This window comes from Acholeplasma equifetale ATCC 29724, assembly GCF_000687735.1.
Classification (GTDB): Bacteria; Bacillota_I; Bacilli_A; order Acholeplasmatales; family Acholeplasmataceae; genus Acholeplasma; species Acholeplasma equifetale.
This window is the reverse complement of record NZ_JHXL01000002.1, coordinates 148,909-162,609: the sequence shown is the minus strand read 5'-3', so window position 1 is coordinate 162,609 and position 13,701 is coordinate 148,909. Positions and strand designations below refer to the sequence as shown.

12 protein-coding genes are annotated in these 13,701 nt (G+C 29.5%); 2 read left to right on the top strand and 10 right to left on the bottom strand.

Annotation, left to right across the window (positions count from 1 at the left end; translation table 11 throughout):
* Positions 1-93: 93 nt before the first annotated feature.
* Entirely contained in the window at positions 94-2,847 is a 2,754-nt protein-coding gene (locus T434_RS0102225; RefSeq protein ID WP_026399712.1) for a leucine-rich repeat domain-containing protein, read from the top strand.
* Positions 2,848-2,879: 32 nt separating this feature from the next.
* Here T434_RS0102225 and T434_RS0102220 read toward each other — a convergent pair whose 3' ends face one another.
* The 5 genes from T434_RS0102220 to T434_RS0102200 all read right to left on the bottom strand — a co-directional run bounded on the left by T434_RS0102220 (position 2,880) and on the right by T434_RS0102200 (position 8,261).
* A complete protein-coding gene (locus T434_RS0102220; protein WP_026399711.1) occupies positions 2,880-3,581 on the bottom strand; it encodes a hypothetical protein in 702 nt (233 codons plus the stop codon).
* A gap of 117 nt (positions 3,582-3,698) precedes the next feature.
* Positions 3,699-4,199, bottom strand: a complete 501-nt coding sequence (locus T434_RS0102215; protein WP_026399710.1) for a DUF1097 domain-containing protein — start codon at positions 4,197-4,199, stop codon at positions 3,699-3,701.
* Positions 4,200-4,219: 20 nt separating this feature from the next.
* Entirely contained in the window at positions 4,220-5,047 is an 828-nt protein-coding gene (locus T434_RS0102210; protein ID WP_026399709.1) for a phosphoenolpyruvate hydrolase family protein, read from the bottom strand.
* Between the two features lie 20 nt (positions 5,048-5,067).
* Positions 5,068-6,282 (bottom strand): Tm-1-like ATP-binding domain-containing protein, encoded by a 1,215-nt coding sequence (locus T434_RS0102205; RefSeq protein WP_026399708.1) that lies wholly within the window; start codon positions 6,280-6,282, stop codon positions 5,068-5,070.
* 173 nt (positions 6,283-6,455) lie between these two features.
* Positions 6,456-8,261 (bottom strand): sigma-54-dependent Fis family transcriptional regulator, encoded by a 1,806-nt coding sequence (locus T434_RS0102200; RefSeq protein WP_026399707.1) that lies wholly within the window; start codon positions 8,259-8,261, stop codon positions 6,456-6,458.
* Positions 8,262-8,819: 558 nt separating this feature from the next.
* Between T434_RS0102200 and T434_RS0102195 the strand changes: the two genes are divergently transcribed.
* A complete protein-coding gene (locus T434_RS0102195; protein ID WP_162150630.1) occupies positions 8,820-9,065 on the top strand; it encodes a hypothetical protein in 246 nt (81 codons plus the stop codon).
* 125 nt (positions 9,066-9,190) lie between these two features.
* Here T434_RS0102195 and T434_RS0102190 read toward each other — a convergent pair whose 3' ends face one another.
* The 5 genes from T434_RS0102190 to T434_RS0102170 all read right to left on the bottom strand — a co-directional run bounded on the left by T434_RS0102190 (position 9,191) and on the right by T434_RS0102170 (position 13,542).
* Positions 9,191-10,270, bottom strand: coding sequence for a S66 family peptidase (locus tag T434_RS0102190; RefSeq protein ID WP_210997105.1), 1,080 nt, complete (start codon positions 10,268-10,270; stop codon positions 9,191-9,193).
* A gap of 159 nt (positions 10,271-10,429) precedes the next feature.
* Positions 10,430-10,876, bottom strand: a complete 447-nt coding sequence (locus T434_RS07645) for a GNAT family N-acetyltransferase (protein WP_245588315.1) — start codon at positions 10,874-10,876, stop codon at positions 10,430-10,432.
* Positions 10,877-11,154: 278 nt separating this feature from the next.
* The gene (locus T434_RS0102180; protein ID WP_026399703.1) at positions 11,155-12,024 is read right to left on the bottom strand and encodes a DUF6560 family protein; all 870 of its coding nucleotides are present in this window, start codon (positions 12,022-12,024) and stop codon (positions 11,155-11,157) included.
* 176 nt (positions 12,025-12,200) lie between these two features.
* Positions 12,201-12,755 (bottom strand): hypothetical protein, encoded by a 555-nt coding sequence (locus tag T434_RS0102175; protein WP_162150629.1) that lies wholly within the window; start codon positions 12,753-12,755, stop codon positions 12,201-12,203.
* Between the two features lie 67 nt (positions 12,756-12,822).
* Positions 12,823-13,542 carry a hypothetical protein gene (locus T434_RS0102170; protein ID WP_026399701.1) on the bottom strand — a complete coding sequence of 240 codons (720 nt, stop codon included), beginning with the start codon at positions 13,540-13,542 and terminating at the stop codon, positions 12,823-12,825.
* Positions 13,543-13,701: the final 159 nt, after the last annotated feature.

The window sequence follows — 13,701 nt, the reverse complement described above, 5'->3', positions numbered from 1 at the left end:
TAAAATTGTGGAAATACACATTATCAGGGGGATAAAAAATTAATGAAATCACTTATAAGGTTTTCTTTGTTTGTTTTTCTTTGTCTTTTTTTAGTGAGTTGTGATCTTTTTAATGCACCTTACACGATTGAATTTGTTACAAACGGTGGCTCAACCATTGAAAGTATTTCTGGTAAAAGTTACCCAATTTCCATCCCAGAAACGCCTTCTAAAGAAGGTTATGATTTTGATGGATGGTTTTATAATAATGAGTTTACTGATCCTTTTGATCCAAATAAAAAGATTTCCGGCACAGTAAAACTTTATGCAAAATGGAAAGCATACACAATTAATATAAATGCTGAAACTCATATCGCCTATGTTGGTGAAGAAATCATACTTAATTCAAATTATCCAGATGTTACATATGAACTTCTATCCAATCCGATACAAGCAAATCTCTTAGAAAATAAAATAACATCTACTAAAAGTGGTACTGTTGAGGTTATCGCTAAGATATCTGATGTAAAAAGCGCAACATTGAAACTATACTTTATCGATTCAGATGACACTGTTAAGAATAATTTTTTAAAACATTCAAATATTAACTTAGGTAATCAATTAGATTTAAACTTAAGTCATATCGATCCTTCAATTTACACAATTTCTATTTCAAATCCTGATGTTTTTGAAGTTACACCCGATAATAAAATTCAAGTAATAGGTATCGGTTATGGTTTAATCACTATTCGAAATAATCACTCAGATACACTTGTCTATCAAGGTCCAATCGAAACATACAACTCAATTATTGCAACCGAAATTAGACAAATTTTATTTAATATGAATGTAATTTCATCTTTAGGTGCTTCTACTATTACTCAAGCTGAATTGGATCAAGTCAAATCTTTAAAAATTGATAAAAAATTATCTAATGACATTTCAAGTGTTCCAATGATTGCTTATTTAAGAAACTTAGAACATCTAAGTTTAAAAAATAACCGACTTGATGATATTTCATTTATCAAAAACTTAACAAAACTTAAAGAATTGCACTTAGATCAAAATAAAATTTTTGATATTTCTCCTCTATTAGAACTTTACGAATTAGAACATTTATCTTTAAATTCAAATCAAATTACATCAATAAATTCACTACAATTAAAAAATAATCTTCAATATTTAGATATTTCAAATAATCGAATTTCAAACCTTACACCACTTTCAGGTCGTTTTAATTTAGCAACACTAAAAATGGGTAATAACCAATATGATAACTTAGATGCGATATCAGGTTTATATAACCTTAAAACATTAGATATTGCATACGCTTCTGTTTCGGCAAGTGATGTTTATAGTTTGGAATATATTAATAATTTACATGCATTAAATATTAGTGGTATTCAACTAAGTTTAGAACAACTACCAAAACTTAATAACATTAAAGAACTTTATTTAGATGGTATAGGTGGTACTGGGACACCAAACATTCAATTGTTATTAGATTATGAAACACTTGAAATCTTATCGATTGAAAATAATAATTTAAACTTAACTGAATTAAAACCATTTATTGATCAAATGTTACTTGGTAAATTACCACATTTAAATACTTTAAATATTGGTAGTAATAAATTTGTAACATTACCTGAAGGTTTATCACGTGTTTCACAAATTGAATCCTTATCATTAGCAAACTCAAGAAACCTAATGTATATTGATGAATTAGCTTCAATGAAACATTTAAAACATTTAAACTTAAATAATACAAAGTCACTTCAAAGAACATATAGTTACAATAATAATTCATATTCATTAAATGAAATTTTCAGCCAAATGACCGGATTAGAAACACTTGATATCGTTGAATCATTTCATTTTATGGATAGAGCACTTTACACAGATTTAGAACAAAGAGCACTTTCATCTAACTTTTCAGTTCAAGTATTTAAAGATGAATATTTAAACAAATCAACACTTTATAACCTAAGAAAAGTTATTTATTTCTCATTTAACGAGTTAATGAATGAATCTGACTATGATGCTCAAACAAATAGTTATACATTGAAATTCAATCAATATGAGCGCTTAATCGTCAACCTAATAAATGATCTATCACCAACTCAAGCAATTAAGATTAATATCCCTGCTCAAATCTTTGAAATTGATATGTATGGATATTATAAAGAATCTGGTGGTGTACAGTTTAAAAACATTTCATTCAACCTTTTAGATCGTAAAGAAAGTGACTTTACATTTAAACTTAACAGTATCTCATTAACAAGTATTCAAAATCAACCTTTAATAACTGCCAATGATTTTAGTAATTTAATGATTGAATACAGTGGTTATGTTGAATTAATAGGCAATAAAGCTGAAGCTATAAAAGCATATAACGTCACACTATCTAATGTCTTTAACCCATCTATAGAAGATAAGTTAAATATTTATGGTGGTCATGGTACAGATGGTTCAAACGGACCAAGTAATAATGTCGGTGGACAAGCAAACCGTGCCGGTTCAAACGGTACTGATGGCTATTCAGGTATTTATGCTAAAAACGAAGTTAAAATTATCGGTACTAACATTAAGATTGTAGGTGGTAATGGCGGTAATGGTGGCAATGGTGGTAATTCTACTGCAAATATCGTCGAAACAGGTAATAGACAAAATGGTGGTAACGGTGGTAATGGCGGTGCTGGTGGTGCTGCAATTACTGCAAGAAAAGTTATGAATACAACCAATCAAACACTTCAAGGCGGTAATGGTGGTGTTGGTGGAAAAGGTGGTAATTCAGCTTTTTGGGGTACTGATGGAAGCCCTGGTGTTAAAGGTAAACCTGGAGACCCTATTAAATACATTAGTTAAGAAAAAAGGAGTGAATTTTCACTCCTTTATCTTTATCTTAAATCGGTTCTAAATAAAATTAATTTATCAATATATGGTATTAAAGAATAAATATCATCAAACACTAATTCAACTGAATTTTTAAATGATAAATATGTACCTTCTGCAACTAATTTATCTGTATTATCTTGATAAATCTTAAACATATAATTATCTTCAAAGACAAGTTTTAAATATATTTTTTCTTGATCAATTTCGATACTTCCTTTGGCTGTATGCGTAAATCTAGCTTCTTTTAAATAATTAAATTGTATCTTATAAATTAAATTTTCAAAACCTGTATTTAAAAACTTTTTAGCGTCTAGTTCTTCATCTTCCAAATACGTTTTATACATATTAAATGAATAATTATCATACATTGAGTCGCCTGTTTTATTAAATTCTACCTCTAAGGCAACATGTGAATTTGATTTATAAGTTGTAGAGAGTAGTAATATAATTTCACCTGATTCATCTATTATGTATAAATCTGGTGATACCCATGCAAATTCAACTAATACATCAATTCTTTCATCATTGACTAATAAAGAACCATACCCTAAAAGATTTCCTTCTCCTTGAGTATCATAAATAAGTAAATCATCATCGGATACCCATTTTGTAAATTTTTCAAATGTATGTTCCCAATAATATGGTACACATGCACTTAAAAAACAAATTAAATATAGACTCATCCCTAACAATATTTTTTTCAAGATAGTTTCCTCTTTTTCTTATTCTAATTATATTCTACCAATTAATACAATTTAAAAAAAGAAACCAATAAAATTTCATCAGTTTCTTTTTTTTCAAATGATTCAATTATCAAATATCTATTTGATAATGTATTTATTGATAAGACCACCTAACCATTCAGAAATAAAACCTAATACTAAACCAGCTAATAATCCGATGATTGTTGGCCATAATACTACATCAGTAATTGTAGCTCCTAATGCGAAGAAGGTTGAACAACCAATGAATGCACCAGGAATAAAGCCTAATAACTTAATATGAGCTTGGAAGCACATCATGAATGCACCAACAGCAACACCTAAGAATGCGCCTAAAAGGTTAAAATTGAATAATTGCATAATTAATACAATAACCATCGCCCAAATAACACCAGTAAGGTTTGCAGCAGTACCTTTTACTAAACCATCTTTTTTACCACCTGCTGCATAGAATGTAGCCCATCCTAAGAATCCAGCAACACCAACACCACCTAAAGGAATAGCAAAATCTGCTGGAATAACGCTAACTAATACTTGCCAAAGCCCTGCCAAAATACCAACACTTAACGATACAGATATTAAACTTTTATCAAACTTCATTTTATTCTCCTTATTTTATATTAAACAGTAATTTTTTTGAATGTTTTAACTTGTTCAGTAATTGCAATTTCAGTTGGGAGACGTTCTATACTAGAAGCTCCGAAGAATCCTACGATACCTTTAGTTTTGCTTAAAATGTATTCAGCATCTTTAGGTTCTGCAATAGGACCACCATGCATAATCACTAAAATATCAGGATTGATTTTTTTAGCTTCATCATGGATTTCTTGAATTTTAACTGCACAGTCATCTAATGTTAAAGCTGTTTGAGCACCAATTGTACCTTTTGTTGTTAAGCCCATATGAGCAACTAACACATCAGCTCCAGCTTTAGTCATCTTAATTGCATCCTCAACTGTGAAGACGTAAGGGGATGTAAATAAACCTTGTTCATGTGCTTCTTTAATCATAGCTACTTCTAAATCATATCCCATACCCGTTTCTTCTAGGTTATCTCTAAACTTACCATCAATTAAACCAACTGTTGGGAAGTTTTGAACACCTGAGAACCCCATATTCTTAAGATCACGAATGAAATATTTCATATCTCTAAATGGGTCTGTACCACATACACCTGCAAACACTGGTGTATTTTTTACAATTGGTAAAACTTCGCTTGCCATTTCAGTAACGATTTTATTCGCGTCACCATATGGCATTAAGCCTGCTAATGAACCACGCCCAGCCATTCTATAACGTCCTGAGTTATAGATAATAATCATATCGACACCACCAGCTTCAGCACATTTAGCTGAAATACCAGTACCAGCACCTGCACCAATGATGGCACGGCCTTTATTCAATTGTTCATGAAGTCTTTTTTTAATTTCTTCTACTGTGAATGCCATTTTTTTACACTCCTTTTTTATTATTTTTGATTCATTAATTTAATTAAATTATCTGCTGCTTTAATTGCAAACTCATCATCGTTAATATTTAAATCATATTCTTCTAAAATAACGTTATCTTTTAGATTTGTACGAATTTCATGGAATAATACTTCATCTTCTTTAGGTCCATAGAAAGGCATATTTGGAGCATCAATTGCAGAAACACCTTTTAATGGTAACATAACGATTGTCTTACCTTTAGCACTTTGATTTAATTTTTCTGCAAGAATTTGTCCTAGTTTTCTATTTTCTTCGACGGTTGTACGCATAAGTGTTACTGTTGCGTTATGGACGTAAAGATTACGATCTTTAAATTCTTTTGGTACAGTATCCATAGGACCAAAGTTAACCATATCTAATGCTCCTACTGATACGACTTGAGGTATTTGGTGTAATGCTGCTGCATCTAAACGAGTTGGTCCTGCTGATAAAACACCACCAACTAATTCATCACACCATTCAGTTGTTGTAATATCTAAGACACCTTGGAAGTAACCTGATGCAATTAAAGATTCCATAGATTTTCCACCAGCACCTGTAGCATGGAATACAACAACTTCATATCCTTTACTTTCTAGATATTCTCTAGCTTTAGTAATACATGGTGTTGTAACACCAAACATTGTTGCTGCGATTAATGGTTTAGATGCTTCGTCTTTATGTTCTTTTCTATTCTTTACAATACCAGCAATTGCTAACCCAGCATTTGTTAGAATATCTTTTAAAATGTTATTTAATCCTGAAACGTCAACAATTGAATAAAGCATCATAATATCCTTAACACCTACATAAGGACTAACGTTTCCTGCTGCAACAGTTGAAACCATAATCTTTGGTACACCAACTGGTAAAGCTTGCATAACATAAGTTGCAATTGAAGTACCACCTGATCCTCCTAATGCAATAATCCCACTAACTTTACCTTCATCATAAAGTTTAGTGACAACTTTTTTTGCACCTTTCATCATTGTTTGAACAGATGCACCACGATCCTTAGATGCTTGTAAATCAGCTAAATTAACACCTTCAGCTTTAGCAACTTCTTCATTACTAACATCAGCTTTAATTAAAGGTGAATTCGTACCAGCATCAACAAGTAACGTTTTAACACCTTGAGACTCAATAACTTCTTTTAAAAATTGATATTCATGTCCCTTGGTGTCAAACGTTCCTAATAGAACAACTTTTTTCATATTTTACCCCCTTTGGTTTATGAGTTCGTACCCATTATATTTGAAGCGCTTTCATACGTCAATATGAAAAAAATTGCCCATTTTTTATATTTTTAAGAATTTTTATTCACATATCGCTTGATACTCTATTATAGATAATGAAAAGTGGGAAATTTACTTCCCACTTACTTATTTTATTTTTTTTCATTTTCTTTGAATAAATTGTACTTTTTAATTTTATTATATAAAGTTCTTCGACTAAGCTTTAATTTTTCAGCAACTCTTGTACGATTCCAGTTATATTTTTTTAGTTCAGTTAAGATCATTTCTTTCTCAATGATATCAACAGATTTTTTAATATAATTTGATGTAACATTTGGTGGGACATACTCACCAAAACCATATGGTAAACATGACAATTCAATAACTTCATTTTCACATAAGACAAAGCCACGTTCTAATACATTTTTTAATTCTCTTTTATTTCCTGGCCAATCATATTGCATAAAAGCATACATTACATCATCAGATACTGTAACATGTCTTTTATTTTTTTCATTTAATCTATTCAAAAATGTTTCAACATAAAGTGGTATATCTTCCTTATGACTTCTAAGTGATGGTACTTTAATTGTTAAAATATTTAGTAAATAATATAAATCTTTTCTAAACAAACCTTTTTCAACTAAATCATTAATATTTTCTGTTGTTGTACCAATAATTCTTACATCAATAGGAATTTCTTCGTTACCATTTACTCGATTAAACTTTTCATCCTGAATAATTGATGTTATTTTTCTTTGGATGTCCAAATCCATTTCATGAATATTATCTAAAAATAGTGTACCACCGTTTGCAAGTTCGAATTTACCTTGATAAATTTGGCCTTCTTTTTCATACCCAAACAATTCTTTAACAACATTTTCTGCAGGCATAGAAGATAAATTCAATTTTATAAAAGGTTGAGCAGCTCTCGCACTATTATAGTGAATCGCTTTTACAACTAAGTCTTTTCCAGAACCTGATTCACCGTAAACTAAAACATTACTATCATATTCTGCCGTTTTATTAATAGTTGTAATTAAATTTTTTATTTCTTCACTTTCACCAAGAATGTCTTTTACACTATCACGCATTAAAAGTTTCTTTTTTAAACTACGGTTTTCTTCTTCAAGTTTCATAATATGGCTAATGCCTTTAAACTGTTGAGTTGCTTCTTTAATACTATTTTCAACAGGGAATATTTCAAATACTGATCCACCAATATAACCTTTTACTTTTGTTTCTTCAAAGAACTTTGTCATTGTTGTATAATCACTAATTAATGTCCCACCATAAATCATAGGAATAATGTTTTTATTAATTTTTAAAACTTCATCAAAAATGAATTTCGTTTTTTGAACTAATACTTCAACATCATGACTATCTTTAGATTTACTTGAATACGTCCATCCAAAATGTAAACATAAAACATCTACATTGATTTTAGCCATTTGAATCGCTTCTTCTAAAGTTACTGCAAAAGCAATCGTGAATAATCCCTTTTGAACGGCTTTTTCCATCAATTTAACTTCTTCAATAAAACCTTCACCGTTTTCTTCTAAATATTCACGATATTGTCCATCAATTAAACTTACAGTAGGAAAATTATTAATTCCAGTAAAGCCTTTTTTAATTGCTAAATCAATTAATGTCTCATGTGTATAGTTATAATCTTGAGCACATGCACCAAAAACTATTGGAATATCTTTTATTCGTGGTGTTATTTCATGACTTCCAAAATCAAAAACAAGCTCATTAGAGTTTGAGGATGGTAAAAACGATGCAATCGAAGGTAAACCTGACATTCTATATCTTCCAGCATTCAAAGCTAAAATAATATCCGCTCCACCTTCATAGGCTTGTTTAGCAGATCTCCCATTACCTACTGCAACACCTACGACTAAATTGTTGTCATCGATTTGTCTTTTTAAATATGATTTTATTTCGGATTGATTCATATTTCTTATCCCTTTTCTTGTTACTTTTATCATAGCATATTATTACTAGTTGTTGTTTAATTCAAATAAAAAAATAGCATTTTACCGACAATAAAGAGATATTTTTATAAATTTTATGATATAAATGTATGTAGATACGCATAATAGGGGGAGAATATTTCAAAATGTTAAACGACTTATTTAAAGATTTTTATTATCAATATATCTCCATACTTAATGAACGACCAGCTAGTTCTTTAATAAGTTTTAATTTGGATTCCAAGGTACCATCAGTTTTCCATTTTTGATAATTATCCTTTCTCATCATCAGTCCTCGTTTCTAAAGACTATAGAGGAACTACGACTATTTCTCGCACTGCTTAATGCAGTAGGTTCATTACCAGCTCACATGGATTTTACCGCTTATATCTTTTTTTATAGGTTGGCTCAGAGCATACAAAAACAAAAAGAACCAATCCTAAGATCAGTTCTATCTTCTTACCAATTAAAGATTATTAAAGACTTGCATAATCAAAGTTATTAAGTTTAAATACAAACAAGCCAAGGAGGAACATATAGATGACTGAATTCTATCCAGACTTTAAACTTATGAAAAACTATCATAATAGATACTTATCAAAAAGAGCATTCGTTGAAAGTGGCACTACTTATGGTAGATGGAGTGAGACATTATATCAAGTTAAGTTTTATGAAAACGATGTATTGACTGATTCGTTTGTAGTAAATGAAAAAGCACTAGCGATTGCTAATGCTCGTGAGTTTGTAAAACGTAAAATTACTTATAGAATATCTTCTTTATTTTGACATTAACCATCCATTTTGGGTGGCTTTTCTTTTTACTCATATTTACCGAGAAAAGTATGTTGTTTACTCTTAAAGGTATATTATTTACTCAATGATGGCTTCATAAACGCTACTTATTGAATCTATTATTCAAATATTTTTTCTATAATTTTAATTGTCTTATTTTCAAAATCAATTTCGCAATGAATACCATATGGTATCATTGCTCTTGGTAATGCATGACCAAAATTTAAATTATAAACAATTGGTAAGTTAAACTCAAATGCAATCCTTCTTAGAATATTCCTATATTCGCTATAATAAATTTCATCATAAGGCTTTCCAACAAGAAGGGCCTTTACATTTTGCAATATACCTTCTTTAGATAATTCATTCAACATCTTATCAAATTTATATGGGTTTGGTTTTTCTTCACTAGTTTCAAGAAATAACACTTTATCCTTAAAGAAACCTTTATCTGGAATCAAGTTATATTTATCATATACTTCTCTTTGGTCTTCATAACGTTCACTTGTATAAATATCGTATATACTTTCTAAACACCCACCCCAAAGAATGCCTGTAACTTTACCATTTCCAAAGATAAATTCGTGTCCCCATTTTTCTTTGTTGGACTTTAAATCGGTGTTAAGCTCTGACTCATCGTAAGACGATCTGTTTTCAAACCACATTGGACTTGATACTAAATCATATGTTTCTTCATTTTTAAAGAATCTTAAATAACTTTGTTTCGTATATTCTAGCATTTCATTTTGAAGTTCACAAAGATCAGATAAGAAATTGAGTCCATAATATGTAACTAATCCTAATTTATTAAACATGATATGATTATTAGTTGAATCAGAAAATCCTATAAATATCTTTGGATTATTAGTAACCAATCTTTTAAACTCATGATCTGCCATTAAATAGGGAATTGTTCTATATGTATCATCACCGCCGATTGCACAAATAATACCCTTAATCGTTTCATCTTTAAAAGCATCCTTTAAATCTTTCGCGCGTTCTTGGGGATTGTTTTTAATATATTCTAACCCCTTTAAAGTATTAGACATAAACACTGGTTCTAATCCAAATGCTTCTAGTCTTTTTATGCCCAAGTTTAGTTGGTGTTTTAACGATGGCTCACCCAGGATACCACTTGAAAGACTCACAATAGCAACTTTATCTCCCATTTTTAATTTCCTTGGTTTAATCATTTTCATAATCATTCACCCTCTTTTTCATGTTTACTCATACCACCCAATAATTATTATCAATTGCTTTTGAAATCATATGATTTACTCGCTCATGACTTCATAAACTGTAGTTATTGAATTGATTAAATACCAGCGTTGATTTCTAAAATTTTAATTCTTGTTAAACTATTTTTCTTTAATTAAATATATATAGAAATCAAACCCTGTCTGTTTTTTATTCTTAACTGGCACCCTAAAATACTCTTTAAATCCAAGTTTTTCATATAGTTTAACAGCTGGTGTATTATTATCTGCCACTTCTAAAATATACTTTTCATATGTTGTGTGCGAAATGACATAATTAATCAGTTCTTCTGCAATCCCTTGACGCTGATATTTTTCTAAAACCGAAACAAAGGATACTTCTGGTAATCTAGGAAGTCCCTGTTTACCTAGAACTTCAAATTCTTTTTTTAATACATAAAATGCGATGCGGCCAGTTATAAAGCCTAGATGTTTTGTTAGTTCCTTTTTATTTAGTTTCACAACCAAAGTGTCTCCATCACTAACAGCTGCCATGCCTGCTGGGTTTCCATCCTTGAAAGCAACATAAAAATGTTCTAAAACAAAGATATGTGCGAATGCTTTCTTTAATTTAGTTTTATTTTTAGAAAAGTATTTTAACCAAATGTAAAATCCTTCAACAAAAAAATCAGCTAAATATATTCTGCTATTTTCAAAAAAGTACTTGATTGTTTGATTTCTAACATTTAATTTTCTCCTTTTTCTATTGTAGTATCAAATTTTAATTTACCCATATTTACCCAGCTGTTGAACTATTTAAAAAGGATATCTATTTTCCTAATTTAGACTTCATTAACTAGTATTATTGAATTCATCATCTGGTATGATTAAGTCCTTGATTTAATCACTGATTGCAATTCATAAAGATTATTTGTATTTCCCATGATTAAAGCGATTCTCTTATTTTTATAGTATATTATAGTATCATTTGGATTACCAAAAAATTGACGTTGCAAAAATGTTACATCTTTTAATGCGTATTTTTTACTCCACCCCCATATAGAACGTTTAATTAGAAAATCATCGTTAAACTCTATTTTCCAATTCATCATGTACAGTATTATTAGTATTGATAAAAGATTAAAGGGTAATGATATATAAAAAGCTGTGCTTGTGCCATCTTCAATAAGGATAGCAACTGTTAAAAATATAGTTAGAAATAATAACAAAACTGCACTGAACCACAACCCTTGAATTGGTTTAAGAACATTAGTGACACTTTTTTCAATTTTAATTTTATTATCTTTTTGGTATTTTTTAATTGCATCACTTAACAATCTATAGTTATCTTGGAGATAAGATATAGATAAAAGGTGTCTATTATTATCATAAAATCTAAAGCCTGAACTGACATCTCTTACTTCAATATTGTCATATGATATTTTTTTATTTTTAAAAATTGATCTAAACTTAAAATAAGATTCAAAGACTTCAACTTTCCATATCATAAGATAGGCATAAAGAAACATAACCGGTAAAAATATAACTCCGAAAAATACTATAATACCAACACTTTCTTCCTTGCCACCAAATATATTAGGAAATATAATTGCAAGTAACAAAATAGCAATACAAACAAATGATAATAAAAAGATGGTAATTCCCCATGCTTGTGGTTGTCTTATAATATTTGATTCATCTATTTTGGATTTTCTTTTTAATAACCTACTAGCTATTAAACCACTAAACCATTTCATGTTTATACACTTCTCCCCTTTTTTAATTAATAGTGACGATTACTATAATTTTTTTGATTTACTCATATTTACTCGATTTCGCCTATCTATTACCTATAAAAGTATAGTGTTTTCTACTTTAAGGCTTCATAAACCACTATTATTGAATTCATCAATTTAACGACTTTTACATTAAATTATGAATTATATTGTTTCCCCATTAGTTGTTCTGCGTATGTTTTTAATGATATAGCAAATTGCTTTAAAAATCCAGAATATACTGGCGGTGACCCAAAAGGTCTACTTGCACTTAGGGTCGAAAATTTCACGAATTGTTCTGAAGTAAAACTATGTTCTAAACTAATAGTTGTGGTTGCCCATTCATGTGCATATCTAAATCTTGTGAAAACATCTGTAATAGTTTCTAAGTTATTTCTAAACATTTGCCTAACATAATAATGATCGTCCACGTTATTTCCATTAGTAATTCTCCAAAGAGAGTAAACTGCCTCTTTGTCATTAGCACTTAATTTATAAAATAATTCATCAAGTCTATGTATTTTCTTGACATTAGCGTTGGTGAATTGAGAAATAGATTTTATGTATAGTTCACATGCAAAAGCAAGGTTTACAAACTCCGGAACAATTAGTGGTAAATTATCATTAGTAACTTCCCCTTCAGGAAATTCACATCTCCTAGCTATTTCAAAAAAATCATTAGCATGAATTAAAATTTTATCAAACATACTCATTCTCCTTTTTTACAAAATCTATTTTCAATATTATATGAAAAATTGATTTCAAAAGTTATCTCTTTATTTAGTTTGAATTAGAACGAGAGCTTCCATTTACTTCACTTGAAGCTTTTTTAATAGAATTTATAATGTTCTTATAGTACCCATTAAGAACTTCTGAATTATTTATAAACTCTTTAATAGGTTCAGGGAAATGTCTTGTGATGTATTTAAGAGAATTTATACGTTTCAACTCTTTATTCAGGTCATACTTAGGTGGTAACTCTATATCTGATTTATAAATGCTATTTACAATTGCAATAAAAGGACCTTCCAAAAATGTTACAAAGAACTTCATCATGATTTTATTAAATTCCATTGATTCGAAGACTTGAAATCTTTCTGTAAATAAGGTCATAATTCCTTCAAAATTTGTATGAGTAAATACATTAAGTGTTTTCTTAACTCCAAACAAATAATTGTTAGCCAAATCAAATTTTTCACTATCAATTTGAGGGTTTTTATCTTTTATTCTATTCATAACTGTTTTTGGTTTATACGATTGATCAATGAAGTCTTTCATTGTGATAACACCATCACCTATCCCAAGGATGGCTATAATATTTTCATGAACCTGTCTTAATAGAGGTGCGACGGTTACTATGCTATGTTCTTCGATATCTTTATATGATTTGATGAATAGTTTTGCATTACTCATGATTAGTGCATCAACTAAAAAAGACTCTTCATCTTTCCAAGTTTCGACTTTTTCAAGTTTATTTATTATTAGTTGATGTTTTTCCACTTTAAACACTCCTCTTATTTTTCAGGATACTTCACTCCATTTTTGGAAATTTTGAATTGATACCATTTTCTTGTACTTTATGTTCTTTGTAGTTATTATATCCTTTTTTAATTCATTAACCTATATTGCTATAATAAGCAGAAAAAGAATAGAGTAAGT